The organism is Candidatus Poriferisodalis sp., assembly GCF_965204125.1.
GTDB lineage: Bacteria > Actinomycetota > Acidimicrobiia > Acidimicrobiales > Poriferisodalaceae > Poriferisodalis.
This window is the reverse complement of sequence record NZ_OZ241968.1, coordinates 1,468,577-1,494,285: the sequence shown is the minus strand read 5'-3', so window position 1 is coordinate 1,494,285 and position 25,709 is coordinate 1,468,577. Positions and strand designations below refer to the sequence as shown.

General features: G+C 66.1%; 28 protein-coding genes and 4 tRNA genes. 11 read left to right on the top strand and 21 right to left on the bottom strand.

Going from position 1 to position 25,709, the window contains the following annotated elements:
* Nucleotides 1-13 precede the first annotated feature (13 nt).
* The 6 genes from rplK to ACOGXD_RS07075 all read right to left on the bottom strand — a co-directional run bounded on the left by rplK (nt 14) and on the right by ACOGXD_RS07075 (nt 2,078).
* Nucleotides 14-469, bottom strand: coding sequence for a 50S ribosomal protein L11 (gene rplK, locus ACOGXD_RS07100; RefSeq protein ID WP_419917170.1), 456 nt, complete (start codon nt 467-469; stop codon nt 14-16).
* A gap of 42 nt (nt 470-511) precedes the next feature.
* Nucleotides 512-1,282 carry a transcription termination/antitermination protein NusG gene (nusG, locus tag ACOGXD_RS07095; RefSeq protein WP_419917169.1) on the bottom strand — a complete coding sequence of 257 codons (771 nt, stop codon included), beginning with the start codon at nt 1,280-1,282 and terminating at the stop codon, nt 512-514.
* Nucleotides 1,283-1,303: 21 nt separating this feature from the next.
* The gene (secE, locus tag ACOGXD_RS07090) at nt 1,304-1,606 is read right to left on the bottom strand and encodes a preprotein translocase subunit SecE (protein ID WP_323671081.1); all 303 of its coding nucleotides are present in this window, start codon (nt 1,604-1,606) and stop codon (nt 1,304-1,306) included.
* 101 nt (nt 1,607-1,707) lie between these two features.
* Nucleotides 1,708-1,781: transfer RNA gene (locus tag ACOGXD_RS07085), tRNA-Trp, on the bottom strand.
* Nucleotides 1,782-1,905: 124 nt separating this feature from the next.
* A tRNA-Met gene (locus ACOGXD_RS07080) sits at nt 1,906-1,982 on the bottom strand.
* A 23-nt stretch (nt 1,983-2,005) separates the two neighbouring features.
* Nucleotides 2,006-2,078, bottom strand: a tRNA-Thr gene (locus ACOGXD_RS07075).
* Between the two features lie 85 nt (nt 2,079-2,163).
* Between ACOGXD_RS07075 and ACOGXD_RS07070 the strand changes: the two genes are divergently transcribed.
* Nucleotides 2,164-2,676 carry an N-acetyltransferase family protein gene (locus tag ACOGXD_RS07070; protein ID WP_419917168.1) on the top strand — a complete coding sequence of 171 codons (513 nt, stop codon included), beginning with the start codon at nt 2,164-2,166 and terminating at the stop codon, nt 2,674-2,676.
* Nucleotides 2,677-2,705: 29 nt separating this feature from the next.
* Here ACOGXD_RS07070 and ACOGXD_RS07065 read toward each other — a convergent pair whose 3' ends face one another.
* Nucleotides 2,706-3,620 (bottom strand): 1,4-dihydroxy-2-naphthoyl-CoA synthase, encoded by a 915-nt coding sequence (locus tag ACOGXD_RS07065; RefSeq protein ID WP_419917167.1) that lies wholly within the window; start codon nt 3,618-3,620, stop codon nt 2,706-2,708.
* Nucleotides 3,621-3,750: 130 nt separating this feature from the next.
* On the opposite strand from ACOGXD_RS07065, the gene ACOGXD_RS07060 reads away from it, so the two are divergent.
* Nucleotides 3,751-4,629 carry an LLM class F420-dependent oxidoreductase gene (locus tag ACOGXD_RS07060; RefSeq protein ID WP_419917166.1) on the top strand — a complete coding sequence of 293 codons (879 nt, stop codon included), beginning with the start codon at nt 3,751-3,753 and terminating at the stop codon, nt 4,627-4,629.
* Here ACOGXD_RS07060 and ACOGXD_RS07055 read toward each other — a convergent pair.
* From ACOGXD_RS07055 to glnT, 3 genes are read right to left on the bottom strand one after another with little or no spacing between them, the layout of a single operon-like run.
* Entirely contained in the window at nt 4,626-5,882 is a 1,257-nt protein-coding gene (locus ACOGXD_RS07055; RefSeq protein ID WP_419917165.1) for a rhodanese-like domain-containing protein, read from the bottom strand. The genes ACOGXD_RS07060 and ACOGXD_RS07055 overlap by 4 nt on opposite strands.
* A 60-nt stretch (nt 5,883-5,942) precedes the next feature.
* Nucleotides 5,943-6,575, bottom strand: coding sequence for a cysteine dioxygenase (locus ACOGXD_RS07050; protein WP_419917164.1), 633 nt, complete (start codon nt 6,573-6,575; stop codon nt 5,943-5,945).
* A gap of 12 nt (nt 6,576-6,587) precedes the next feature.
* Nucleotides 6,588-7,967 (bottom strand): type III glutamate--ammonia ligase, encoded by a 1,380-nt coding sequence (gene glnT, locus ACOGXD_RS07045; RefSeq protein ID WP_419917163.1) that lies wholly within the window; start codon nt 7,965-7,967, stop codon nt 6,588-6,590.
* Nucleotides 7,968-8,151: 184 nt separating this feature from the next.
* Between glnT and ACOGXD_RS07040 the strand changes: the two genes are divergently transcribed.
* The 4 genes from ACOGXD_RS07040 to ACOGXD_RS07025 all read left to right on the top strand — a co-directional run bounded on the left by ACOGXD_RS07040 (nt 8,152) and on the right by ACOGXD_RS07025 (nt 11,967).
* Nucleotides 8,152-9,051 carry a class II glutamine amidotransferase gene (locus tag ACOGXD_RS07040; protein ID WP_419917162.1) on the top strand — a complete coding sequence of 300 codons (900 nt, stop codon included), beginning with the start codon at nt 8,152-8,154 and terminating at the stop codon, nt 9,049-9,051.
* Entirely contained in the window at nt 9,048-9,779 is a 732-nt protein-coding gene (locus ACOGXD_RS07035; RefSeq protein WP_419917161.1) for a hypothetical protein, read from the top strand. The genes ACOGXD_RS07040 and ACOGXD_RS07035 overlap by 4 nt, the downstream gene beginning before the upstream one ends.
* Nucleotides 9,776-11,149, top strand: coding sequence for an FMN-binding glutamate synthase family protein (locus ACOGXD_RS07030; protein ID WP_419917160.1), 1,374 nt, complete (start codon nt 9,776-9,778; stop codon nt 11,147-11,149). The genes ACOGXD_RS07035 and ACOGXD_RS07030 overlap by 4 nt, the downstream gene beginning before the upstream one ends.
* 146 nt (nt 11,150-11,295) lie before the next feature.
* A complete protein-coding gene (locus ACOGXD_RS07025; RefSeq protein ID WP_419917159.1) occupies nt 11,296-11,967 on the top strand; it encodes a ScaI family restriction endonuclease in 672 nt (223 codons plus the stop codon).
* On the opposite strand, the gene ACOGXD_RS07020 is transcribed toward ACOGXD_RS07025, so the two are convergent.
* Nucleotides 11,964-12,809 (bottom strand): DNA-methyltransferase, encoded by an 846-nt coding sequence (locus ACOGXD_RS07020; RefSeq protein ID WP_419917158.1) that lies wholly within the window; start codon nt 12,807-12,809, stop codon nt 11,964-11,966. The genes ACOGXD_RS07025 and ACOGXD_RS07020 overlap by 4 nt on opposite strands.
* A gap of 373 nt (nt 12,810-13,182) precedes the next feature.
* On the opposite strand from ACOGXD_RS07020, the gene ACOGXD_RS07015 reads away from it, so the two are divergent.
* Nucleotides 13,183-13,386: a hypothetical protein gene (locus ACOGXD_RS07015; RefSeq protein WP_419917157.1), complete on the top strand. Its 204-nt coding sequence runs from the start codon at nt 13,183-13,185 to the stop codon at nt 13,384-13,386.
* Nucleotides 13,387-13,981: 595 nt separating this feature from the next.
* On the opposite strand, the gene ACOGXD_RS07010 is transcribed toward ACOGXD_RS07015, so the two are convergent.
* From ACOGXD_RS07010 to ACOGXD_RS07000, 3 genes are all read right to left on the bottom strand, one after another.
* Nucleotides 13,982-15,925 carry a hypothetical protein gene (locus ACOGXD_RS07010; protein WP_419917156.1) on the bottom strand — a complete coding sequence of 648 codons (1,944 nt, stop codon included), beginning with the start codon at nt 15,923-15,925 and terminating at the stop codon, nt 13,982-13,984.
* 54 nt (nt 15,926-15,979) lie between these two features.
* Complete coding sequence (locus ACOGXD_RS07005) at nt 15,980-16,210, bottom strand: hypothetical protein (protein ID WP_419917155.1); 231 nt, start codon at nt 16,208-16,210, stop codon at nt 15,980-15,982.
* A 342-nt stretch (nt 16,211-16,552) separates the two neighbouring features.
* Nucleotides 16,553-17,329, bottom strand: coding sequence for an enoyl-CoA hydratase-related protein (locus ACOGXD_RS07000; protein WP_419917154.1), 777 nt, complete (start codon nt 17,327-17,329; stop codon nt 16,553-16,555).
* A gap of 59 nt (nt 17,330-17,388) precedes the next feature.
* Here ACOGXD_RS07000 and ACOGXD_RS06995 point away from each other — a divergent pair, with 59 nt between their 5' ends.
* Entirely contained in the window at nt 17,389-19,026 is a 1,638-nt protein-coding gene (locus ACOGXD_RS06995; protein ID WP_419917153.1) for a SulP family inorganic anion transporter, read from the top strand.
* Nucleotides 19,027-19,077: 51 nt separating this feature from the next.
* On the opposite strand, the gene ACOGXD_RS06990 is transcribed toward ACOGXD_RS06995, so the two are convergent.
* Nucleotides 19,078-19,662 carry a hypothetical protein gene (locus ACOGXD_RS06990; protein WP_419917152.1) on the bottom strand — a complete coding sequence of 195 codons (585 nt, stop codon included), beginning with the start codon at nt 19,660-19,662 and terminating at the stop codon, nt 19,078-19,080.
* A 38-nt stretch (nt 19,663-19,700) separates the two neighbouring features.
* The gene (locus ACOGXD_RS06985) at nt 19,701-20,534 is read right to left on the bottom strand and encodes a phytanoyl-CoA dioxygenase family protein (protein WP_419917151.1); all 834 of its coding nucleotides are present in this window, start codon (nt 20,532-20,534) and stop codon (nt 19,701-19,703) included.
* Nucleotides 20,535-20,628: 94 nt separating this feature from the next.
* Here ACOGXD_RS06985 and ACOGXD_RS06980 point away from each other — a divergent pair, with 94 nt between their 5' ends.
* Nucleotides 20,629-21,141 (top strand): MaoC family dehydratase, encoded by a 513-nt coding sequence (locus ACOGXD_RS06980; RefSeq protein WP_419917150.1) that lies wholly within the window; start codon nt 20,629-20,631, stop codon nt 21,139-21,141.
* Nucleotides 21,142-21,143: 2 nt separating this feature from the next.
* Here ACOGXD_RS06980 and ACOGXD_RS06975 read toward each other — a convergent pair whose 3' ends face one another.
* Both ACOGXD_RS06975 and ACOGXD_RS06970 read right to left on the bottom strand, forming a co-directional pair.
* Nucleotides 21,144-21,548 (bottom strand): type II toxin-antitoxin system VapC family toxin, encoded by a 405-nt coding sequence (locus ACOGXD_RS06975; protein WP_419917149.1) that lies wholly within the window; start codon nt 21,546-21,548, stop codon nt 21,144-21,146.
* A 5-nt stretch (nt 21,549-21,553) separates the two neighbouring features.
* Nucleotides 21,554-21,814, bottom strand: coding sequence for a type II toxin-antitoxin system Phd/YefM family antitoxin (locus tag ACOGXD_RS06970; protein WP_419917148.1), 261 nt, complete (start codon nt 21,812-21,814; stop codon nt 21,554-21,556).
* A gap of 277 nt (nt 21,815-22,091) precedes the next feature.
* Between ACOGXD_RS06970 and ACOGXD_RS06965 the strand changes: the two genes are divergently transcribed.
* The gene (locus ACOGXD_RS06965) at nt 22,092-22,868 is read left to right on the top strand and encodes an SDR family NAD(P)-dependent oxidoreductase (protein ID WP_419917147.1); all 777 of its coding nucleotides are present in this window, start codon (nt 22,092-22,094) and stop codon (nt 22,866-22,868) included.
* 19 nt (nt 22,869-22,887) lie between these two features.
* Here the strand turns inward: ACOGXD_RS06965 and ACOGXD_RS06960 are convergent.
* Nucleotides 22,888-22,972, bottom strand: a tRNA-Tyr gene (locus ACOGXD_RS06960).
* A gap of 92 nt (nt 22,973-23,064) precedes the next feature.
* Here ACOGXD_RS06960 and ACOGXD_RS06955 point away from each other — a divergent pair.
* Nucleotides 23,065-23,553 (top strand): YajQ family cyclic di-GMP-binding protein, encoded by a 489-nt coding sequence (locus tag ACOGXD_RS06955; protein ID WP_419917146.1) that lies wholly within the window; start codon nt 23,065-23,067, stop codon nt 23,551-23,553.
* A 51-nt stretch (nt 23,554-23,604) separates the two neighbouring features.
* Here the strand turns inward: ACOGXD_RS06955 and ACOGXD_RS06950 are convergent, their stop codons facing one another.
* Together ACOGXD_RS06950 and ACOGXD_RS06945 are read right to left on the bottom strand one after the other, a co-directional pair.
* Entirely contained in the window at nt 23,605-24,468 is an 864-nt protein-coding gene (locus ACOGXD_RS06950) for a zinc metalloprotease HtpX (protein WP_419917370.1), read from the bottom strand.
* A 119-nt stretch (nt 24,469-24,587) separates the two neighbouring features.
* Complete coding sequence (locus tag ACOGXD_RS06945) at nt 24,588-25,697, bottom strand: hypothetical protein (protein WP_419917145.1); 1,110 nt, start codon at nt 25,695-25,697, stop codon at nt 24,588-24,590.
* Nucleotides 25,698-25,709 lie beyond the last annotated feature (12 nt).

The following is a 25,709-nucleotide window of genomic DNA, read 5'->3' as shown; positions in this document are numbered from 1 at the left end:
GCTGCGCGGCGACTCAGCCGGCGACTTCGATGCCCATCGAGCGAGCGGTGCCGATCACCTGCAGCTTGGCGTTCTCAAGATCGCGTGCATTGAGATCCGGCATCTTCGTAGCAGCGATCTCGGCCACCTGGGCCTCGGTGACATGCGCCACGGTCTCGCGGCCGGGATTGTTGGCCGCCTTCTCGAGCCCCGCCGCTTGGCGCAGCAGCACCGACGTCGGCGGCGTCTTCGTGATGAATGTGAACGACCGGTCTTCGAAGATCGTGATCTCCGCTGGCACGATCGTGCCGCGCTGGCTCTCGGTCTTGGCGTTGTACTCCTTGCAGAAGTCCATGATCGCCACGCCGTGCGGGCCGAGCGCCGTGCCCACCGGCGGCGCGGGCGAGGCCTGCCCAGCGGGGATCTGGATCTTCACCACCGCGCTCACCCGCTTGCGGCCCGCCGCGGGTCGTGCCGGATTGTCTGCCATGAGGTGCTCCTTGAGTCTGTGCTTCTCGGCCCTCGCAGGGGCTCAGATCTTTGCGACTTGGACGAAGTCGAGCTCGACGGGGGTCTCACGGCCGAAGATGTTTACCAGCACCTTCACCTTCAGCTGCTCCTCATTGATCTCGATGACCTGACCCTGGAAGTCGGAGAACGGGCCCTCCTTGATGCGCACGCCCTCGTCGATCTCGAAGATCATCGACGGCTTGGTGCGGCGCGGCATCTCGGGACCGTCATCGGGCTCAGCCAGGAATGCCTCCACCTCCCTGCGGCGCAGGGGCGAGGGCTTGCCGCCCGGACCCGCATAGCCAGTGACTCCCGGCGTGCTGCGGATCATGTGGTGGGCCTCGTCGCTGGGACGGCAGCGGATCAGCAGGTAGCCCGGGAAGACCTTCTTCTTGGCGACGACTTTGCGGCCGCCCTTGAACTCGATCACGTCCTCCATCGGGATGGCGACTTCGAGAATCCGGTCCTCCATGTCGAACGTGCCGATCCGGGCTTCGAGGTTCTGCTTCACCTTCTTCTCGTAGCCCGACTGCGTGTGCACGACGAACCAGCGACCCGGCCGGTCGTACGGCGAGACCCGCTTGGTCTCCGGCTCGTCGACAGCGAGCAGCTCGTCCTCGGTGAGCACGTCGACGGCGCCGGTTTCATCGGCGGCACCTGCCGTGTCAGTCGCCTCGGCTGTCTCGGCGCCCGGACCCATCAGGGTGGTCGCCGTCTGGGAGCTCAGCAACCGGCGTGCGGTCGCCATCGGGTCGGTTTCGGGCTCTGCGGGAGTGTCGGTCAGATCGCTCATGTTCGTCAGCTCAGATGCTTGTCAGTTCACGTCGAAGAGGCGGAGGACGCCTTCACCCAGAATCCAGTCGAATCCGGCGATCATCGCCGTCAGGATCACGATGGTGATGAACACGACGACCGAGTAGTTGACGATCTCGGCGCGGGTCGGCCAGATCACCTTCTTCAGCTCGGAGCGGACCTCGCCCACGAACTGCGCCGGCCCGGCTCGCTCGGTGGTCGGGGATGCCGGAGCTGCCTGGCGCCGTTCGCGCCGTCCCGCGGGCGCGCCGTCAGCCCCCATCTCGCCCTGACGCTGCAGGTGACGGCGTGTGCGTCGGTTCATGGCCATCGGAAGTGTCTCCGGCCTCGATTACTCAGGGACTTGTTGTCAGGGGTTCGGGCATGGTCAGTCCGCCGGGCTGGCGGTCCAAACCGGCGGAATCGCAGGGCAGGAGGGACTCGAACCCGCAACCGCCGGTTTTGGAGACCGGTGCTCTACCAAATTGAGCTACTGCCCTCAGCGTCGGCGCATCGCGTGCGATACGCGGGTGACACTCAGTGCGGGCCTTCTTGGCGAATGTCCGCCGCAACAGGCTACCGGCAGCGATCTAGGTCGCGTCCAGAGGCGCCTGGAGCGGAGTCTGGTAGCGGGACTGGGACTCGAACCCAGGACCTCACGATTATGAGCCGTGCGCTCTGACCAACTGAGCTATCCCGCCTTGCGGGCCGCAGGGTAGCGGCGAGCCCCGTGCCGGAATCGAACCGGCGACACCAGCCTTACCATGGCTGTGCTCTGCCTACTGAGCTAACGGGGCGACGCTCGGGCGCCATCGCCAGCGATGTGCGCCGAACATTGTGGGGTCCGGAGTGTATCTGCGGCCCTTCGGTAGCTTCGCTGCCATGCGAACCCGGCTGGCCACGATGGCCGATGCCGATGCGATCGCGGAGATCTACAACCGCGAGGTCACCGACGGCACAGCGACATTCGACATGGTGCCGCGCACGCCGACAGAGCAGGCCGCCTGGATGGGTGACCACTCGGGCGCCTACCCGTGCATCGTGGCCGTGCCAGACAACGCTGACGCCGAGGCCAGCGGCACGGTGCTGGGCTGGGCCTGCCTGTCGCCGTACCGCACCCGGCCGGCGTACTCGACCAGCGTCGAGGACTCCATCTACGTGCATCGCGACCACCAGGGGCGCGGCGTGGGCAGCCTGTTGCTCGGCGACCTGGTGGCGCTCGCCGATGAGCACGGCTTTCACGCGGTCTTCGCCCGGATCGCCGACGCCGGTGCTGCGTCGGTGGCGCTGCACGCCAAGCACGGTTTCGAACTGGTCGGTGTGGAACGGGAAGTGGGGCGCAAGTTCGGGCGCTGGCTCGACGTGACGCTGATGCAGCGCCTGCGCCCCGCCTGAATCGCTCGGTCAGCGGCGCTGTCGGCGAGCTAGAAGTGCCAGGGGAACTGCTCGTATTCGGGATTGCGCTTTTCCAGGAACGCGTCACGGCCCTCCGCGGCCTCGTCGGTGCCGTAGGCCAGGCGGGTGGCCTCGCCCGCGAAAACCTGCTGGCCCACCAGGCCGTCGTCGATGAGGTTGAACGCGAACTTGGCCATGCGCTGTGCCGTGGGTGAACGCGACACGATCTCGGCCGCCCATTCCAGCGCCACCGACTCCAACTCGGCGTGGGGCACCACGGCGTTGACGTCGCCCATCTCGAACCGTTCCTGCGCGGTGTAGGCGCGGCCGAGGAAGAAGATCTCGCGGGCCTTCTTCTGGCCGATCTGGCGGGCCAGGTAGGCCGAGCCGAAACCGCCGTCGAAGCTGGCCACGTTGGTGTCGGTCTGGCGGAAGCGGGCGTGCTCAGCCGAGGCGATCGTCAGGTCGGACACCACATGCAGGCTGTGCCCGCCGCCTGCCGCCCAGCCGTTCGCTACGCAAACCACCACTTTGGGCATCATGCGGATCAGCCGCTGGCACTCGAGGATGTGCAGCCGCCCGGTGCGGGCCGGGTCGATGTCGGCAGCGGTCTCGCCGTCGGCGTAGCGGTAGCCGTCCTTGCCGCGGATGCGCTGGTCGCCGCCCGAGCAGAACGCCCAGCCGCCGTCGGCGGGTGCGGGGCCGTTGCCGGTCAGCAGGATGCAGCCCACGTCGGGAGTCTGGCGAGCATGGTCCAGCGCCCGGTACAGCTCGTCGACGGTGTGCGGGCGGAACGCGTTGCGCACATCAGGCCGGTCGAACGCGATGCGAACCGTTCCGTGCTCGTTGCTGCGGTGGTAGGTGATGTCGGTGAAGTCGAACCCGTCAATGTCGCTCCAGCGCGATGGATCGAAGATGTCTGAGACATGTGGCAAGAACGGCATGGATGCTCCAGGACCGGTGGCGTGAGGGCACGGTATTGGATCAAGGCACCGCACCGGTCGCTGGGTGGTGCCGCGCGCGAGACTGCGGGCTCGGCGCCAACCCACGGGGCCTCAACGAACGGACAGCGACATGAAGTTTGGGCTCAGGTATTGCAACACCGGCAAGTTCGCCATGGACACAGCGCTTGCGACCGAGTTGGTGCAGGCGGGCGAGGCGGCCGGCTTCGAGTCGGCATGGACGGTGGAGCACACGGTCATCCCGTCGGGCTACCAGTCGCAATACCCCTACAGCCCCGACGGGAAGATGGCCGGCGGCGTCGAAGACCTGCTGCTGCCCGACCCGCTGATGTGGATGGCCTATATGGCAGGCGTCACGTCCACCATCAACTTCGGCACCGGCATCCTGATCGTGCCCCAGCACAGCCCGGTGGTGTGCGCCAAGCAGATCGCCACGCTCGATCACATGTCCGGCGGCCGGGTACTGCTGGGCATCGGCGTGGGCTGGATGCGTGAGGAGTTCGAGGCCATCGGTGTCGGCGACCACTTCGACGATCGCGGTCCCCGCACCGACGAGTACGTGGCGGCGATGCGGGAGCTGTGGTCTGCCGACCGCCCGACGTTCCACGGCGAGTTCGTCAGCTTCGACGCCGCGTACTGCCGGCCCCAGCCGGTAAACGGCTCGGTGCCGATCATCGTGGGCGGCGACTCCAAGGTTGCGGCACGGCGGGCAGGTCGGCTCGGCGACGGCTACTTCCCCGCTCGCGGCGCGCCGTGGGACCTCATCGAGCTCGCTCGTCAGACTGCCGCCGAGCACGGCCGGGATCCCGACGCACTGGAGATCACCGTGCAGCTGCCCGCCGACCTCGACGAGATTCCCGAGCTGGCCCGCCGCGGCGTCAGCCGGATTGCAGTACCCGTGTCGCCGATGGCCGGGCTGCAGACCGTCATCTCCACACCGGACGATGCCAGCGCCTGGGCCGAAGCCATCGAGCGCTTCGCCGACCTCTAGCAGAACTGGAATTCGACCAGTCCGTCGCGGGCGTACTGGTCGGGTAGTGCGATCTCCCAGTCCAGATATCCCTGCATGGCAGCGCGCGCGACGTCGGCGTCTTCGGGGTCGTAAGGCAGCGGCGGCTGACGTGAGCGCAGCGCTGCTTCGGCCGCGTCATTGCCGCCAACGAGCAAGTCCGGCCCGTCTGCACTGTCGAGCCAACCCGGTTCCAGCACGCAGGCATCCCAGCCCATCTGGATGAGCCACGACGCGGTCATGGTGGCGCCGATGCCGTCGCCGTCGGCGAGCACGACCCGCGCTCCTCGCGTCGCCAGGTACTCGTCTGTGGCCTGCACCAACTGGCCGCCAGGAGCGCCGGTCGCCTCGCGCAAGTGTCCGGCGGCGAATTCTTCGGGTGTGCGCACGTCCATGAAGTAGGTGGTGCGCGTGGCGTCGGCCAGCCAGTCGTCGAGCTGGGACCGGTCGACGGTGCCAACCCCGCAGCGTTCAGCCACCTCCAGTGCGGCCGCCGTGGCCTGGGCCCTGCCGGCTTCGCTCGGTTCGGGGGCCAGCTCGTCGCGGCCGTGCTCCAGCTCGAGCCCGGCCAGCTCCCAGCCCATCGTTCCGTCTTTCAGCGCCACAACCCGGTCCAGCCCGGCCGAGCGCAGCGACTGCGCGCCCATGATGCTGCGGGTTCGCCCGGCGCAGTTGACGACCACCGTGGTGCCGTCATCGATCAGGTCGCCCACCCGCCGAACCAGCTCGCCGCCGGGGCACGACCGGCCGGTCGGGATGCTCATGCGGTTGAACTCCCGGCGGGTACGCGAGTCCACCACCAGCAGGTCCCGGCCTTCGGCCAGCCAACGCGCCAGCTCCGTCGCTGTGACATGCGGCGTGCCGAAGTGCTCCTCGACCAGTTCGCCGAACAGCTTGGACGGCACGTTGATGCCCGAGTACAGCTCGCCGCCCGCCGCTGCCCACGCGTCGATGCCGCCGTCGAGCACCGCCGTGTCGGTGTAGCCGAGCACGGTCAGCTCCAAGGCGACGGCTGCCGCCTGTCCCCCGCCGTCATCGCACACCACCACCGGCGTGCCCAACCGCGGGATGCGTGCGGCCACTTCAAGGCCCACATGACTCAGCGGCAGGTTCGCGGCATACAGCAGGTGGCGCCGGGTGAACTCGGCGGGCAAGCGGGCATCGATCAGCGCCAGCTCGCCGCCGTCGCCGCGCAGCAGCCCGCGATGCCGTTCCATCAACTCGGTCGCCGTCACGGCCCGAACCTCAGCCATCACCGGCCCTTCGAAGCCTCGACCCGGCGCACCGGTAGCGGTTCAGGCAGCGGCGGTGGTCGGATAGCCCGGGCGGGCCTCGACGACGCTGCTCGTGTCGGTGAAGACCCGCCACTCGCCTTCTTCGGCGTTCCAGTAGCGGCGACCGGTCATGTTCTCCATCGCCAACCCATAGCAGTGGAAGTTGGTCGACGCGCCCTCGATGTGGATCGAATGCACGTCGTGCCCCAGCATCGCGACGCCGGCGCCGCGCTCGACCGTCTCTTCGCGTTCGACGTGCGGCTCGCCCTCGCCGGCACAGCAGTCGTAGAAGCGGTTCAGCTCCTGGCCGCGCATGCCCACGATGACTGCCCAGGTGAGGTGCTCATGCGGCGGCGCCGAGGTGCCCTCGCTCACGCTCTGGACATAGAGCGCCAGCGTGCCGTCGTCGTTCTGGGCGAGCCGGTAGTTGTGCGAGCCGCGCTCGCCGTCGGGCGGCGGGAAGTCCTCGTTTGGGAATAGGTGCTCGTGGGTGGCGAGCTCCAGCAGCCGTTCCTTGATGCGGGCGATGCCGGCCCGGTCGATGCCGCCGTGCTCGCGGCCATGCGCGTCGATCTTCGCGATGTCGTCCATCGCGTCCGCTACCGCCGCCGCTCGCTCTGAAGCCCTCTTCTCCGCGACGTCCGATGCACTCATGGGCTCATCCTCTCAGAACAGCGTGAGGTACTGGTCGACCTCGCCGGCGGTGACGACGCTGTGGTGGGCCAGGAATTCTGCTTTCTTGGTTTGCACGAAGTAGTCGCGGTAGGGACCCTCGGCGGTGTCGCCCAGTCCCGCGCCGAGAACGTCGCACCCGGCCATTTCCTCGGCGGCGTGCAGCAGCGTGGGCGGCAGCACGGCAATCCCCTTTGCGGCCACGTCCTCGGCAGACATGGCGTGCAGGTTGTCCATGTTGGGCTCGCCCGGATCGATGTCGTTGTCGATGCCGTCGAGTCCGCAGGCCAAGTACGCAGCGAACATCAGGTACGGGTTGGCGGCCCCGTCGCCCAGGCGGACCTCGATCCGGTCGGGCTCGGGAATGCGGATCATCTGGGTGCGGTTGTTGCCGCCGTAGGCCGCATATGCCGGCGCCCAGGTGGCTCCCGAGGTGGGAGCGCCCACGCCCATGCGCTTGTAGGAGTTGACGATCGGGCACACCACCGCCACCAGCGAGCGGGCGTGGCGCAAGAGCCCGCCCACGAACTTGTACGCCATGTCGCTCAGGCCCAAGCCCTTGGTGTCGGCGCCGCCGGCGGTACCGCCGATGAACAGCGGATCGTCGGTGTCAGCAGTCCACAGGCTCAAGTGGGTGTGCAGCCCGTTGCCGGTCTTGTCGGCGAACGGCTTGGGCATGAATGTGGCGTAGCGGCCGTCGCGCTGGGCCAGCGTATGCACCATCAGCCGGAACAGGATCAGCCGGTCGGCGGTGGTCAGAGCGTCTGAGTACAGCCAGTTCTGCTCGTACTGGCCGTTGGCGTCCTCGTGATCGTTGGCGTAGTTGCCCCAACCCATGGCGTCGAGGTTCTTCGACACGGCCTCGAGGTGCGGCAGCATGCGGGTGAGCCCGCGAGCGTCGTAGCACGGCAGGGTCAGGTTGTCGCGGTCGTCCGCCACGGCCAGGGAGCCGTCCTCGTTGCGCACCACCAGCGAGTACTCGGCCTCCACGCCGCACTTGAGCACCAGGTTGCGCTCGGCCGCTGCCTCCAGCGCCCGGCGCAGGATCACCCGCGGTGCATAGGGCCACAGATCGCCCTCCACGGTGGGGTCGCACTGCATGGCAGCCACGTTCGGCTGCCACGGAAGTTGGGTGTACGAGGCGGGATCGGGCAGGGCCAGGATGTCGGGGCTGGAAGGGTCTTGACCCATCGGGCCTGCGGCGAAACCGGCAAAACCGGCCCCATCGCTCATCAAGCCCTCCAGCGCGCTGACCGGCACCAGCTTGGCGCACGGCTTTCCGTGCATCTCCACGAACATGGCGTAGATGAACTCCACGCCGTCGGCTTCAGTCTTGGCTCGGATCTCTTCGAGTGCGTCGGTCGCGCTGCTCATGATTCGCCCCCCGGCATGTTCGGATTGAGGCCGTCAGATCATCGGCCATGCCCCGCGCGCACAGTAGTCAACGAAACCGATCAGCCCGGATGGACCGCCAACGAGAACGGCCGCAGAAGGCGAAGCGCTACGGTGCGGGAGGCCCGACGGACAGACGCAAGGACTGCGGGGCTGGGGGTGCGCCATGTGCGGGATCGTGGGCCTGTTCTGCAAGACCGAGACGCACCGGCACGAACTGGGACGGCTGACCGAAGTCATGCTCGCCGAGATGGGCGACCGCGGCCCTGACAGTGCCGGGTTTGCCGTGTACGACGCCGGTGTCCCGGGCCGCACCCGCATCACCGTGCTGGCCGAGGGGCTCGAGGTGGACTGGGGGCCCGTGGCCGCAGCCCTCGAAGCGACCCTGGGCGCGGAGGTGACCGTCGCGGCGGTGCACGACCACGCTGTGTTCTCCACCGACGGCGACGGCCGGATCGCCCGCCAGTGGATCATCGACAACGTGGCGGGCGCGACCGTGTTGGCCCAGGGCAACAAGATCGAGATGTTCAAGGCCGTGGGCTACCCAGACCTCGTCGCCGAGCGCTACGACCTGGCGTCGCGCACCGGCACCCATGCGCTGGCACACACCCGCATGGCCACCGAATCGGCGGTCACCACCAACGGCTCTCACCCGTTCTCCACCGGCTCGGACACCTGCCTGGTGCACAACGGCTCGCTGTCGAATCACAACCGGCTGCGCCGCCAGCTCGAAGGCCAGGGCGAGTCGTTCCAGACCGAGAACGACTCCGAGGTGGCCGCCGGTTACCTGGCCTGGCGGATGCGCTCGGGCGACACCATCTCGGAGGCCTTGGAAGGCGCGCTCGGCGACCTCGACGGCTTCTACACCTTCGCCATCGGCGTGGCCGACGGGTTCGCCATCCTGCGCGACCCGATTGCCTGCAAGCCCGCTGTGGTGGCCGAGACCGACGACTGGGTCGCCATGTCGTCCGAGTACCGCGCCATCGCCCGCCTGCCCGGTGCGCTGGACGCCGAGGTCTGGGAACCCGAGCCGGCCCGCATCTACACTTGGAGCCTCGCGGCGTGAGCACGGCAGTGCGGACGTTCGACCTCGCCGAATCGGCCCGGCGCAAGCTCAACCAGGCACTGCACGAAGCCGCCGCCGGCGAGTCGTTCGAAGTCATCAATCCCCGCGGCGCCCACGCAGTGGCCTGCGGCATCACCGCCGACATCGATGTGGTGGTGCGGGGTTCGGTGGGCTACTACGGCGCCGGGATGCACCAGCGGGGACGGGTGCTGATCGAGGGCAACGCCAGCACCGGACTGGCCGAGAACATCATGTCGGGCGAGGTGCGCATCACCGGCAACGCCACCATGTCGGCGGGCGCCACGGGCTGCGGCGGCCTGCTGGTGGTGGGCGGCAACGCGGGTGCCCGCTGCGGCATCTCGATGAAGGGCGTCGACATCGTGGTCGGCGGCAACGTGGGCCACATGAGCGCGTTCATGGCCCAGGCGGGGAACCTGGTGGTCTGCGGCGACGCCGCGGCCGACCTGGGCGACTCGATCTACGAGGCGCAGATCTTCGTGCGGGGCGAGGTGGAGTCGCTCGGAGCCGACTGCGTCCGCAAGGAGATGCGTCCCGAGCACGTCGAGATCGTGGCGGGTCTGCTGGCCGCCGCCGGCGAAGCGGCACATGGGGCCGACCCCGGCGAATTCCGCCGGTACGGCTCGGCCCGCCGCCTCTACAACTTCACGATCGACGACGTGGACGCCGCGCAGGCAGCGGCGCAAGCCGCAGGCGGTGACGGTCGATGAGCGCGACACCGAACGGGAGGCCCGCAGGCGACCTCGACCCGCTCGCCGCCGACGACCCGCACAACTGGCACCTGCGCGAGTCCTACACGTTCGACCGCAACGTGATCGCCGAGATCCGCCGGGCCGCCAACACCGGCATCTACCGCATCCGCGGCTGGGGCGCCAAGCGCCGGATGCCCACGCTCGACGACCTGGTGTTCCTCGGCGCGTCCATGTCGCGCTATCCCCTGGAGGGATATCGAGAGGCGTGCGGCACCGATGTCGTGATCGGCGAGGATCGCGCTTCCCGGCCAGTGCGCCTGCAGATCCCGGTGACCATCGCCGGGATGAGCTTCGGCTCGCTGTCGGCGCAAGCCAAGGAAGCGCTCGGCCGGGGGGCATCGGCCGCCGGCACGTCGACCACCACCGGCGACGGCGGCATGACGATGGAGGAACGCGAGCACTCGTCGGTGCTGGTGTACCAGTACCTGCCGTCGCGCTACGGCATGAACCCCGACCATCTGCGGATGGCCGACGCCATCGAGGTGGTCGTGGGCCAGGGTGCCAAGCCCGGCGGCGGCGGGATGTTGCTGGGCCAGAAGATCACCGAGCGCGTGGCCGAGATGCGCACGCTGCCCACCGGCATCGACCAGCGCTCGGCGTGCCGCCACCCTGACTGGACCGGCCCCGACGACCTCGAGATCAAGATCGGCGAGCTGCGCGAGGTCACCGACTGGCGGGTGCCGATCTATGTGAAGGTGGGCGCTGCCCGCCCGTACTACGACACCGCGCTGGCGGTGAAGGCCGGCGCCGACGCCGTGGTGGTGGACGGCATGCAGGGCGGCACCGCAGCCACCCAGGACGTGTTCATCGAGCACGTCGGCATCCCGACGATCGCGGCGATTCCCGAAGCGGTGCGGGCGCTGCGGGAACTCGGCGTGCACCGCCGCGAGGTGAAGCTGATCGCCGCAGGCGGCATCCGCTCTGGAGCGGACGTGGCCAAAGCGCTGGCCCTCGGCGCCGACGCGGCCTCGATCGGCACCGCCGCGTTGATCGCCATCGGCGACAACGACCCCGCGTATGAGGCCGAGTACCGCGAGCTGGGCACCTCGGCCGGCTTCTGGGAGGACTTTCAAGCCGGCACCGATCCCGCCGGCATCACCACGCAAGACCCTGAGCTGTCAGCGCGGCTCGACCCCGAGCTGGCGGGCCGGCGCCTGGCCAACTACCTGCAGGTGCTCACCATCGAGACCCAGATCCTGGCCCGCGCCAACGGCAAGTCGCATGTGCTGAACCTCGAACCCGAAGACTTGGCCGCGCTCACGGTCGAGGCCGCGGCCATGGCCAAGGTGCCGCTGGCCGGCACCAACTGGGTGCCCGGCGCAGACTGATCCTTCGACCGCCCCTGCCAGGTTTCAAGGTCCGGGCCTTGGGCCGTGCTCAAGCAGCCGGTTTTCTCTACGCTCTCGGCGCATCGGGCGAAGCTGGACTGCGTACCTGATCGGAGCCCGCTGAAGCGAACCCTTAGGAGGTCAGATTGGAGTCGCAACCACAGCCGGGCCAACGGAGAGTTACCAGGCAGTCGCGCCAACCCCGTACGAAGCCACGTGCCTCCCCCTACTTCGGGCTTGATCAGAACGCGTGGGCTGCGAAGACTCTGGAGTTGATTGAACATCATCCGGCGAACCTCGATGACTTAGTCGCTGTCGTGCTCAGCTCGTGGGCCTCGATTTTTCAATCCTCTCTCGGCAGTGGGTTCAGAATCGGTACACACATCTTTCCGAGACCGCAGATACTCGGGTTCCTACTCCACGAACTAGTGCCGCTCGAGTTCGAGCACCGCTTCCCTGGATTGTGGCGTCGAGATGCGAGTGCCGACGAGAAGGACCTCGTCTACGTGACTAACGACTCGATGTCAGTTGAACTGAAGACGAGTTCGAGTTCAAACCAAATTTTTGCAAATCGCAGTTACGGACAGCAGAACCACACGCGCGTCAAAAAAGACAAATCTGGCTACTACCTCGCGGTGAACTTCGAGCGGTGGGATGATGCTGACGGCCTGCCCAGTATCCGGCTCATCCGTTTTGGTTGGCTCGATCACTCCGACTGGCACTCGCAAGAGGAGGCATCAGGCCAGCAGGCATCCCTCCCACCCATCGTCGAGAACTTGCAGCTTCTCACCGTCTACGAAGAACGTCGGAGTATCTAGAACAACTCCAGCGAGAGCTTGGTTCCGGCGGATTGTGACTGCTCGATGCGCGACACCGCGATGTCCAGATAATCACTCCGAACATCAAAGCCCACCGCTAACCGATCTAGGCGATGGGCCACGAGCGTCAGAGTGCCACTACCAACGAAGGGATCAAGAATTAGGTCGCCAGGATTGCTAGAACCCTTCACGACGCGCTCGATGACTGCCTCGGGAAACTGTGCCGGGTGCGGTGTCCGCTCCGTGCTACTGCGGTTACGTCCAGAAGTGACCTTGGGAATGGACCACACATCGGTTGGGTTCTTCCCGAGAGGATTGCACTTGAGCTTCCCGTTCTTCTTCTGATTGGGATACTTCACATTGGGATCGCGGATGGCATCCAGATTGAACGTGTAATTTGAGGGGTCTTTTACGTACCAGAGAAACTTCTCGTTTCGAGGCGACAATGATCGGCGTGCAGAGACACCGGCGCCATAGTGCCAAACGACCTCTTGGAGGAAGAAGAACGGGGAGGCATTCCAGAGCAAGTAAGGGAGGGGGACCGCCTTGCCTCGGCCCTCCACCGGCACGTATCCGAGGTTCAGCCAAAACGCGCCTGTCGTTCGCGTGACCGAATAAACCTCGGCCATCCACTTGCCGCACCATTCGAGATAGTCCTCCAGTGCGAGAGGCCGCTCGTACTCCTTCCCGATGTTGTAGGGCGGCGACGTCACCGTCAGGTCAATGCTCTCGTCAGGCAGCGCGGCAAGAAGATCTATGCAGTCGCCCTGATACAACAAGATCCCGTCCGTCTCGTAGTAGGGCTCACCGAGGGCGGAGCGAACGGCGCTTGCATCTGTCATCGGCTGGCTTCCCCTTCCCTCATCGGTGTCGTTACTGAAGGTAACCCGCGGGTGTGACAAGAGGCGGACACCTCCGACCGGAAACTGGCTGCGTTGCGGTTCGGTGTGACCCTCGGGTGGAGGCCGAACGGCCCGGGTGGAGACCGAACGGCCATAACTGTTCGTGGGCCAAGAGCCCTGCTACGAGTCTCAAGTAGCCGGATACCAAGGGAGCGTGGACGCCTAGGCTGGTGCATGTCGGAACCTCCATTCCAGGTTCGGGCCAGGCCCCAGGGTGTTGGCGCACCGCTGGGGCCGCTTAAGCCATCTTGTGTATACAAGCATAGGCTAGCATCGTCACCGCAAGCATGTCAACACTTATAGGCTCGCGGCGATGGCGAACCGTGTCGTCGATCTTGCCGAACTCATCGACGCGCGAGGGGTCGCCGATCTACTGGGCCTCGCGCAGCCGAACACTGTGTCGCTGTATCAGCGCCGGTACCCGGACATGCCTAGACCGGTCGTCGATCTCGGACGCGGCCGATGCAAGATGTGGCTTCGCAACGAGATCAAGGTTTGGCAACAACATCGCACCTAGGTCACTCGGCACAGGACACCGATCAAGAAAACCCACACGAACTGGACTCAACCAAGACGAACTTGCTCCGTGTGGGCGCCGCGGCGGCGAGCTGCCCACTGCCGCGAAGTGAAGAAGATCGCCGCGGTCGAACGGCAAGTCGCACGTGCCGAATCTGGAACCCGCAGACCCGGCCGCCGTCACGGTGGAAGCCGCGGCGATGGTAACGCACCTAGGTCACTCGGCACAGGACACCGATCAAGAAAACCCACACGAACTGGACTCAACCAAGACGAACTTGCTCCGTGTGGGCGCCGCGGCGGCGAGCTGCCCACTGCCGCGAAGTGAAGAAGATCGCCGCGGTCGAACGGCAAGTCGCACGTGCCGAATCTGGAACCCGCAGACCCGGCCGCCGTCACGGTGGAAGCCGCGGCGATGGTACGCCGGCGCCCGGCGCACGGTGCCGCTGGCCGGCACCGCCCGGGGGCACGGCTAGGACTGAGTTGTCTCAGTGGAACGAGTCTCGGGCGCATCAGCACGTTGACGCGTCGGTGCTTCAGCAGCACGCGCTAGTGGCACCGCCGCTGGGCGGATGCCTATGGCGTACTCCCCGGTCCTACCTCTCCTTCAGGTATTGCGACTTCTCCTTCAGATAGTCATAGGGCAACTTGAGCAGCTGGCAGCAGAACTCGATGGGATCCATGCCTGCGACCTGCTCGAACTGTTCGCCGTGGACACGCCAGAACGGCTTGTGACTCTCCACCAAGTCCGTTGTGCTGTAGTCGCCTCGGAAGAACTTGCATAGCGTCAGTGCGACATCCGGGAGATCTTCGAGGAGCCGGTCACCCTCAGGTCTCTCATGGCCCAGCAGCATCAAGACGTCGAAGATCGTCTCGCCGTGCTCGTCCATTGACGGCCGCGGCAACATCGTGAATGAATCGTGCATCGCCAACTGGTAAGCGGTTTCGAGTGCATGAATCAGGTGGTCGTAATCGCCGGTGTCATCTACCAGCACCTCGTCGAGCTGAACGGACGTGCTCACGGGATCCTGTTCAAGATGCGAGCCTTCGGCAACGCTGGCGCGGGCAACTCGAATGCGCATGCACAGCGTTTCTGCCTTGCCCGTGTCGATACCGCGGTCGGCAAGCAAATCAGGCAAGTGGTTCAAGACCACTTCTGCCACATCGCCTGCGCCCTCATCGCAGATCCACGCAATGCGCGAACGAACCTCCGCTCTCGTGTGCACGAATGCAAGGCGACGTCGTGGACCGCTCCCACTCGCCCCCTTCCGGTACCAATGCGTGATCTCGGGCTTGACGCCTCCTGACCAGTTGGCGCCCCGCGGCTCACCACTCTTCGGGCCGGATTCATGAAGCTGCTCGTCCTGAAAAAAGGGGCGGTAGACGCACAAGCCAGCAGTGTGCTCGACAATGACATGGTCTCGAAAGGCGACATCGAAGTAAACGCGGCCTGAGAGCGCACGGGCTACCGACGAAGCCGTGACATCCGGCACTTCGATACCGTCAGCCAGCAGATTCGTGTGCTCATAGCCGCTGTCAGGAGCGGTCCACAGGAGTTCAGCGTGAGGTTCTGGAATGTTCCAGCGCCTCGCCAAGTACGGGCTGAATCTGCCGTCATCATCCGGGCCCGCGAATCGGAGTTCATCGATCGCCGTGGGATTGATCAGCACCTGGCCGTGCTGTGCGAACTCCATATGGAGTCTGTTGACCTCGTCGACGACAGCGCTCCACTCGCCTAACGAGGTCGGAAGATCGTTCATCGCCTTGTTCATGCGACGTACTTCCGAGATTCTGTGAGAAAGGTACGTGCGCGGCACGGCCACTGGCTTCGTCAGATGCTCAAAGGCGGCACGCGAATGCTTGATGCCAAATACCGTGAAGTCCGCGGCGAGTTCGCGGGCGATGGATTCAGCTTGAAGAATCTCGTGCTGACGCCACGACACCAAGTGCATCAACGCGCTCTCAAGCGCTTCCAGGCGTGCGCGCTTCTTCGCCAATGCAGTCTCGTCGGCTCCGTAGTGAAGTCCGCGCAGCCGAGCTGCTCTGCTATCGATCGCATTATCTCTGTAGATGTCGTCGTCACCCTGCAAGCGTGCCAGCATGTCGTAGATATCGTCGATCAGGATGACGACACCGGTGACATCGCAGCCTTCGCTCTGGATGATTTCTTGAACATGACTCACAGAAACCGGCGAGAAGAACTCGCTCGTTGAGGGTTGATACCAACTCAGATGCATGACGAGCAACCGAGCTGATGCGCCAGCCTCACGCGCGCACCCTCGTAAGCTTGACGCGAAGGACTCCTTCCAGGCCTCATAGAGCTCTTCGCGCGGTCGCCGTACGACATGCCACATCGTCGGAAGCTCATCGGACTGCAGTCCTAACTCGACATGGCTCTGATGCCCGCGATAGGACTCACAGAGTTCCGATTCGAGATCTCGTACCGCACCTGGGTGCTGAGGATCGCGCATTTGCTGAGCGATCGCGGAGAGCCTCGATCCGGACGCCGCGCACACGATGACCACTCCGGGTCGCTCCATAGGGACTGGAGGCTCCAGTGACTGCGCTGCGACGCGGTTGCGGACCGTTTCCTGCTAGTTCACCCGTTGGCAGGCCCAAGCGGTGATTTCCTTGCTGCCGATCCCAACGATCCCATCCGAGTAGAAGACGGGCTGCGGCAGTGTCCGGTCCGAAGAGAACAGGTGTGGTACGAACCGATCGTTCAGATCTCTGCGCAGTCGCTGGGTCTCCTCATGTTCCGGGTTGCCGACAAGCACGCCACGAGTGGTGTTGAAGTAGGCGTGACGCGATTGGTCGTCGGCCATGACTCGCTCGTAGATCGAGGCTCGCTGCGAACCTTCATCTGGCGGCCGGATCATCGGGTCCGGCAGTAGTTCCATTTCGCTATGCACCGACGAACCTCCTGCGGGTCTGCGACAGGGTCCTTAAATCTCACCCTTGTCATTTGAACATGATGGTCGCACAACTGCGGAAACGACGCGCGGATGGCGTCATGCGCCACTTCGTCCGGTGAGAATTCTCGTGGTCGAAGCCGACGTTTCGGTCGCCCGCGGGAGAACCCGAACCGATCCCGACGTGCAGACTCAGGAACGTAACGCGGTGCCCTTGCTCGTTCGCAGTGACTTTTCTTGCACAGCACGGGCGAGCTAGCGGCCCTGCCATTGGGGCGGGCGCTTCTCGGAGAATGCCCGCGGGCCTTCGATGTAGTCGGCGCTGTTGTTCATGGCGCGCACTGCCTCGTAGCGACCTTCATGTGCAGCCTGAACGCTGGCCTCGTTGAGACCAGCCATGGCGGCCTGCTTGGTGGCCCGGATCGACATCGGCGAGCACTCCAGCACCATTTCGGCCCAGCGGCGAGCACATGCGAGCGCCTCGCCCTGGGGGACCACCTCGGCCGCGATGCCCATCTCCTTGGCTTCGGCAGCGGGCACGTGGCGGCCGGTCAGCATCATGCTCATCGCGCGCTTCAACCCGATGTGGCGCGGCAGGCGATGGACGCCGCCCGCCAGCGCGGCGAGCCCCACCTTGGGCTCAGGCAGCGCGAGCAGCGCATTCTCCGATGCCACGATGATGTCGCAGGCCAACGCGATCTCGAATCCGCCGCCCATCGCCACGCCGTTCACCGCCGCTATGACGGGCTTGTCGAGATCCCAGCGTGACGTCAGGCCGCCAAAGCCTGACGACGGCATCGCCGACCGATCGCCGCCCTCGGCCTGGTACCGCAGGTCGTTGCCCGCCGAGAAGGCACGGTCGCCTTCTCCGGTCACGATCGCGACCCATAGCTCCGGATCGTTCTGGAATTCGTCGAACAGGTCCGACATCTCGGCATTGCCCGGCGGGTGCAGCGCATTCATCCGCTCCGGCCGGTTGATCGTCACGACAAACAGGTGCCCGTCGCGTTCCGCATAACAAAACTCACCCATGCCGGCCGAACCTAGTGGTCAGGCCGCTGTTTCGCTTAGTGTCCTGCGGGGGGCGGCTGATGCAATCTCAGCGATACGACCTTCATACGCTGCGCGGCGACATCTTCGGCGGGGTCACCACCGCCGTGGTGGGCCTGCCCGTCGCGCTGGCCTTCGGCGTGGCATCCGGGCTCGGGGCCATGGCGGGTTTGTACGGCGCGATCGCACTGGGGTTCTTCGCAGCGGTCTTCGGCGGCACGCGTTCGCAGATCTCCGGTCCCACCGGACCGATGGCCGTGGCCATGGCGGTCGTCATCACCGACCATGCATCGACGCTCCAGGAGGCGCTCACGGTGGTGGTGATGGCCGGGGTCATCCAAGCGCTGCTCGGCGTTCTGCGATTCGGCCGTTTCGTCTCCTACACGCCCTACTCAGTGATCTCGGGGTTCATGTCGGGCGTGGGAATCATCATCATCATCCTGCAGACGCTTCCCGCACTGGGCGTCGAAGCATCTGGCGGTGGACCGCTCGATGTGATGCGCGCCTGGCCCGACGCCATCTTGAACCTGAATGCGAGTGCGGTGGCGATTGCCGCAGTGAGCCTGGGGGTCTGCATCTTCTGGCCGGCCCGGCTGCATCGCTGGTTCCCGGCGACGCTCGCCGCGCTCGCCGTCGGGACCCTGATGGGGGTGCTGTTCTTGGGCGACGCCCCCGACATCGGCGAGGTGCCCACCGGGCTGCCCGGCTTCGAAGAGCCCGTCCTGTCGCTCGGAGTCCTGGCCGGCGCTGTGCAGCCCGCCATCACGCTGGCCCTCTTGGGAGCGGTCGACAGCCTGCTCACCTCGCTGATCGCCGACTCGATGACCCGGACGAGGCACAACCCGAACCAGGAGCTCATCGGCCAGGGACTGGGCAATATCGCCGCTGGCCTGGTGGGCGGGCTGCCCGGCGCTGGGGCCACCGTGGGCACGGTGGTGAACATCCGCGCCGGCGGCAGCACCCGGGTTTCAGGTGCGCTGCGCGCGCTGGTGCTGCTGGCTTTGGTGCTGGGCGCGGGGAGCTATGTGGAGGCAGTGCCGCTCGCGGCGCTGGCCGGAATCCTGCTGAAGGTCGGCTGGGACATCGTGGATTGGCGCTTCTTGAAGCGGATGCACCGGGTGCAACGCGAGCACCTGATGATCATGGGCATCACGATGGTGCTGACGGTGGTGCTCGACCTCATCACCGCGGTAGCGATCGGCTTGATCGTGGCGGCCATGTCTGCAGCGCGCCAGTTCGAACGACTGCAGCTCGACAGCGTGGTGTCGGTGCCGCTGCTCGACCAGAGCTTCCTCGCCGAAGGGGCAGACGGGGCCGATGCTGGCGGTTTCTCTGCACGGGTCGGCTTGGTGGCATTGCGAGGCACCTTCACCGTGGCCTCGTCGAAGAGCCTTATCGACATCTTGGGCGCGGACATCGCCGAGCACGAAGTTGTCATCATCGACTTCACCGACACCGTGCACATGGACGACAGCGCAGCGCTCGTGGTCGAGAACCTGCTCGAGACAGCCGCCGACAGCGACACCGAGGTCATCCTGCTCGGACTCGAAGGCGCCCCCGCTACGAGCCTGCAGGCGCTCGACGTGCTGGATCGCGTGCCGCGGGACCGGATGGTGGACTCGCTCGATCAGGCCCGGGAGCTGGCCCGTGAACTGCTGGGGACGTCAGATCCTTCGTAAGCAGTCAGCCAAGTTGCAGCGGTCGGGCCGGCGCGCGAGACCGGAGCGTGCTCAGTCGGCCGGCGAGTAGATGGGGTGCGCGCCGAACTGGTTCTTCGTGACTGGCGTGCCGGTTTCCGCGTAGTAGCCGGTGCCGCGTACCACCGAGTCGAGATATGACGGCAGCGGTCGGCGGATCATGTGCTCGGCGTAGTGCTCCCGCTCGGCCGCAGGCACATCGTCGCGCAGCAGCGCGACCACCTTGATGCTGAAGTCGCTGCCACCGGCGTCGGTGTCCTGGGGGGTGATGCGCCAGCGCACCAGCGCCGTGCGAGCCCCCGGCGGGCCGAGCACCAGGTCGTAGCCCGTGCCGTCGAACCAATCGCAGAACTCCCGCTGGTAGTGGACGCCGCTGAAGTAGTAGACGTGGTCGCGGCTGCGGGCGCCGTCCCACACGTTCACCTCGTTGCGTTCGCAGAACGGATGGATATCGGTGAGATTGCCGGCCGGGCTGATGGCCGCCCAGACATCGTCCGACGGGGCTGCCACGGCGACCCTGCCGATGATTGGCTCCATCATCTCGTAGCCGTCGCCGGCGTGCCGGCGTACCAGCGCTTCGTCAGATGGTGTCAATGCGCTGCTCGTGGCTTCGTCCATGCGGCCATTGTGACCGACGGCCGCCGAGACCGCATGGCTCAGGCTGAGCGGGGCCAGACCACCGGGTAGCGGTCCAGTTCCATGGTCGAGCCTGCCTCGAGCTCGTCCACGTGCAGCGCTTGGGCGGTGCCGATGCGAGGGTCGTAGCGGACGTCGGTGCCGATGTAGCGGGCGGCGTAGCCGCGCCGCGCCCGGCCCCGGTTCGCGTTGCCCTGCGAGCCGTGCAGGATCATCGCCCAGAACGCGACAGCGTCACCCGGTTCGAGATCGAACGAGATGATGTCGTAGCTGTCCCGGTCGGCCTCGATGTCGGGCATGAGCTCGTAGTCGGGATTGCGTTCGTAGTCGTGGGCGTTGGTCGGGGCGAAGGTGCGCGGCTGGAACCAGCGGTCCCAGGCGTGCGAGCCACGGACGTACTCGACCCTGCCGTTGGTGGCGTCGACGGTGTCGAGCGCGATCCAGAACGACATCACCTGACGGCCCGAGATCGGCCAGTACGGCTGGTCGTTGTGCCACGGCACCGGCTGGCTGGAACCGGGCTCCTTGACGAACAGCTGGTCGTAGTACATGCGCACGACGGGCGAGCCGAACATGGCGGCCGCCAGCTCGCCGAGCCGGGACTGCGTGACGAACTCTTCGAACAGCGGGTGGAAGCGCCACAGATCCAGCGAGCCGAAGAATCCGGTGGATTCGTAGTTGTGCGCGGTGGGGCTCGGGTTGGCCATCTCGTCGGCGACGCCGCCGCGCAGCCGCTCCACCCACTCGTCGTCGACGACGTTGCGCAATGCGACGACGCCATCAGCACGGAATCGCTCGATCGTCTCGTCGTCGACGATGTCGTGTGCCGGCCGGTCCAGAACTGTGTCGCTCATCGCCGTCCCCTGTCGCCAACGTCGCCTGAACAGTGTCAAGTCAACACGATGGGAGCGCTGCATTGCCAGAGGCCGCACTGCCAGACTGCACGACATGAGCGACGATCACAGCGACGGCGGCGATTCGGGTGTCATTCCGGCGCTGCCGCCCCGGCCGCACCGGGGCTGGACGTTCGACGAGCAGCCGGTCGGCAAGCGCTGGAGCACGAGCCGGCGGACCATCACCGAGACAGACCTGGTGGTGTACGCCACCCAGTTCGGCTTCGGCGAGGGCCTGTTCCTGGATGCCACTGCGGCCGAGCGCGCCGGCTACAGCGGGCGGCTGGTGCCGGGCAGCCTCGTGATGTCGCTGGCCGAGGGGCTGGTGATCAGCGGTGGTGCCATCGCCGGTACCGGAGTGGCCTACCTCGGCGCGACCGTCGAGGTGAAGGGCCCGACGTTCGTCGGCGACACGCTCCAAGTGGTGGCCGAGGTGACCGCAGCCCGCCTCACGTCACGCGGTGACCGCGGCATCGTGACCACCCGCAACGAGGTGTTCAACCAGCACGGCAGCCTCGTGATGGTCTACTCCCCCACCCGCATGATCCTCAGCAGCCACGCCGACTAGCGCTAGCTGAACGGATCAAGCACGGGCACGTCAAACAATTCGAAGTCGCGCACGTTCCTCGTCACGACAGTCAACCTGTGCACTCTCGCGATGGCGGCGATCATTGCATCCTGCAGCAGCGTGTCTGAACGGCGATGCATCAGCCGGGCCCACTCGCGCCAGGCGCTGGCATCCAACGACAGAATGTCGAAGCCGCCGAGCACTCGCTCCTCCAGCCAAGCTTCGAGTTCATCGGCCTTTGCCGGATCCTGCTCGCGGGTGATTTCGATGCCGGCCTGGATCTCACCGATGGTGACCGCTGACAAGAACATCTCTTCAGAACGAATCCCCTGAACCCATTCGACAACCGACGGGTGCGGACGCGTCCGGCGCAGTTCGGAGACGACGTTCGTGTCGAGCAGATACATGAGCGTCAGCTCAGGCTCGGTGGCTGCCGCCGCCGCAAGTCTCGCCGAACCGGTGTCAAATCGTCCGTGCGAGCATGAGGCGCCAGCAGCCAGTCCTTGAGGTTCGGGCGAGCGCTCCGCCGCAGTCGTTCCCACTCCTCGATCGGCACCAGCACAGCGGTTGGTACTCCACGCAAAGTCACAATCTGCGGCCCGTCACTCAGGCTGCGCTGAAGGAATTCACTGAACCGGGCCTTCGCCTCCTGCACTTGCCAGATTTCGGTCATGACGTCCTCCCACCTGGACTGTTCTGATAACAGACTAGTCTGCTGACTAGATATATACGCCACATCAACCTCCAGTCAGGTGTCTTCCGGCATTTGCTCGAATTACTGCGCCATGACGAGCATAAAGTTAATCCGATAAATTTCAATATTTTCCAATGATTTTTATTTCCAGAAGTAGTCGTGTTGGGTGGGCACGGCGGGCTGTGGGGAAAGTACGGTCAGCGGCTGGTGCGGCTGGCTGGCTCTTGGGTCGTCGGCCGGAATTGCGGGAGGGCTGATGAACAGGTTTACGGGGCGGGTGGCGATTGTGACCGGTGCGGCCGGCGGGATCGGGTTGGCTGCGTGCGAGCGGTTCGCGTCCGAGGGGGCGACAGTGGTGGCGGTGGATCTGGCCACGACTGATTTGGGCGCAGCGGTGGCGGCGGCCGAATCGGCAGGCGGCACAGCGCTGGCGGTCGGTGCTGATGTGACGAAATCGGACGAGGTCGCCGGCTACGTGCAGGCAGCCATGGACAACTTCGGCCGCGTCGATGTGCTGTTCAACAACGCCGGCATCGAAGGCACCTACTACCCGATGGTCGACTACCCCGAAGCAGACTTCGACCGGGTCATTGCGGTCAACGTGCGCGGCGTGTGGCTGGGCATCAAGTACGCCGTCCCGGCCATGATCGCCGGGGGCGGCGGGGCCATCGTGAACACGGCATCGGTTGCCGGGCTGTTCGGATCTCGCGGCATCTCGCCGTACTCGGCCAGCAAGCACGCCGTAGCCGGGCTCACCAAGTCCGCGGCCCTGGAACTGGCGACGTCGGGCGTGCGAGTGAACGCCGTCTGCCCGGCGCCGATCGAGACGCGCATGATGCGCTCACTCGAGACATTCATCGGCGGCGAGAACGCCGACGACATCCGCAAGACGCTCGCCGAGCGCCTGCCGGCCCAGCGCTATGGCGAACCCCACGAGGTGGCCGCGCTGGCGGCGTTCCTGGCCTCCGACGAGGCCAGCTACATCACCGGCAGCCTCTACCCCATCGACGGCGGCTACTCCGCCGGCCGTTGAGGGGCAGTGTGCTGCGCGCTGGTGGGCCGGGGAGGATTCGAACCTCCGTAGGCGTAGCCGACGGGTTTACAGCCCGCTCCCTTTGTCCGCTCGGGCACCGACCCAGATGAGCAGCAAAGCCTAAAGCGCTACGCCATCGCAGCAACCTGGCCACGCTGACAACGACAATTTCGCGGCTCCTCGCTAGGTTGCGGTCATGGCTTCATTTGACGTTGTCTCCAAGGTGGACATGCAGGAGATCCGCAACGCGGTGGATCAGGCGTCCCGTGAGATCGCCAACCGCTATGACTTCCGCAACACGGGCAGTGCTGTGGAGCTGGGCGAGGGTGCGATCAACATGCGGTCGAGCACCGAGGATCGGCTCACCGCGATGCGCCAGGTGCTGGAGGAGAAGCTGGTGCGCCGCCAGGTCAGCCTGAAGGCCGTCCACTACGGCAACGTCGAGGAGGCCTCGGGCGGTTCAGTGCGCCAGGCGGCTGCCCTGCAGGCCGGCATCTCGTCGGACCGGGCCCGCGAGCTCAACAAGTTCATCAAGGGTCTCGGCATCAAGGGCGTGCAATCGCAAACCCAGGGCGATCAGCTTCGGGTGATGTCGAAGAAGCGTGACGACTTGCAGGCCGTCATCGCCGAGCTCAAGGAAGGCGACTTCGACGTTCCCCTGCAGTTCGAGAACTTCCGCGACTGACACCGGCCTGTCGCACCGGCGGGCCGGCCAGCGCTTGGCGGCCTCGCTGGGCTAGATCGATTCCTGCCAGGAGCCGTCCCGCAGGCGGCGGATGCGCTCCTCCATCGGCGGGTGCGTCGTGAACAGCCCCTTGAAGCCCATCCGGCGGCTGGCCAGCGGGTTTGCGATGTACATCTGGGCTTGATTCGGATCGGCCAGGCTCGGCACGGTCTTGGAGGCCACGTCGAGCTTCTCGAGCGCCCGGGCAAGCGGCTCGCCGTCGCCGATCAGGCGGGCAGCAGTGCGGTCTGCCTGGTACTCGCGACTGCGGCTGATGGCCATCTGCAGCAGCAACGCGGCGATCGGCGCCAGGATGATGAGCAGGATCTCGCCGAACGGGTTCCGGTCGCCGTCACCTCTGCCGCCGCCGAAGATCAAGGCGAACTGTGCCATGCGGGCTGCGAACGTGATGATCGTGGCCACCGCGGCAGCTACCGAGCCGATGAGGATGTCACGGTTGCGGATGTGTGCCATCTCGTGGGCCAGCACGCCACGGATCTCGTACCAGCTGAGGTTGCGGATGAGCCCCTCGGTGACACAGACGGCGGCGTTGCGAGGATTGCGGCCGGTGGCGAAGGCGTTGGGCTGCGGGTCGGGCGAGACGTACAGCCGGGGCATCGGCAGATTCGACAGCGTGGTCAGCTCCTGCATGATTCGCCAGTAGTCGGGAAGCTGGTGCGGCTGTACCTCTTGAGCTCGGGCCGAACGGATCGCGAGCTTGTCGCTGAACCAGTAACTGCCGCCCACCACGGCCAAGCCGAAGACGACGGCGATCGTGAGGCCGCCTTGGCCCCAGAAGCTGCCGATCCACAGGATCAGGCCAGCGAGGCCAGCCAGAAGAACGGTGGTCTTGGCCGTGTTGCGCACGTTGTGCAGCACCTCATTTCGGACGCTGTGCGGTCGGCGTTCAGGCTAGTGACGCAGGTCCGCTGGCCGGACGCGGGGTCGGCGTCGCGGCGACGGTGCCAGGGCTGGCTGAGGCAGCGACAGCGTGGTCAGTTTTTGGCGTCGACCAGGCGCCAGTCGTCTGAGCCGGGGCTGTAGCGGCCCCGGAAGTCGGGATCGTAGGCCGCGGCCAACTCGGCGGCTTTGCCGATGGAGGACCGGTACGCCTCGATGATGGCGTCCTCGGCGTCGTAGTCGAAGGGGTCCTGCATGCGCCGCTCCTTCGTGCTGCCGCGCCGGACCGGGTTGTCGTACAGGTAACGGGCCGTCATGCCGACAGCCTCGACCACGCCGACCTTGTCGCGGTAGCCGAGCTCGGCGATCATCAGGTCGGGCGACATCGTCCGGTGCAGCGAGTTCTCCTCGCCGAGGAATGGGCGGGCCGGCGTCGCGAGCTCCTCGGGGAGGCTCACGATGTCGAGTTCGACGTCGAGCGCAGCCGCGATGACCTCGATGGTCTGGCGGGCTGTCAGCGTGTGCTCGTCGCTGATGTTGTACGCCTTGCCGGCAGCCATCTCAGGATGATCCGCTGCCAGCGTGAGGGCGTGGCCGGCATTGGGGCCGTAGGCCGCAGCGCGCAGCGTCAACCCGCCGTCGGCCACGATGACCCGGCGGCGGCCGTCGATGATGCGCCGAACGATCAGCCACTCGCGGGGGTTGATCTGGCCGGGCCCGTAGATGAGCGGGTAGCGGAAGATAGTGGCGTTCGGGTGGTGTTCGAACAGCACGTCCTCGGTGGCAACGATCTTGGCCACCTTGTCGTTGGCGTCGTTCACCGCTCGGTCGGCCGACTCGCGCAGCGGGGTGAGCAGGCCGCGTGGCCAGTTCTGCGCCGGACGTGCGTAGCCCTTGTAAACGGGGATCCCGCCGACGGCGATGAACTGCCCGCAGCGGCCCACGAAGAACGGCGCCAGGTCGCGCAGCCGGCCGTACATGGCATAGACGACATCGAACGTGGCGTTGCCGAGGGCCTCTTCCACCTCTGCGATGCGGAACGGGTTGGTGTGGATGTGCGGCACTTCGGACTCGGGCGGGAGGGTGTCGACCTCGTGGCGCCCGGTGTGCAGGACCGTGACGTCGTACCCGCGCTCGAACAGCCCGTTCACCACACCGGGCCCCGTCGGCCCCGTGCCCCCGATCACCAGCGCTGTGCGAGTCACCGGCTCATGCTG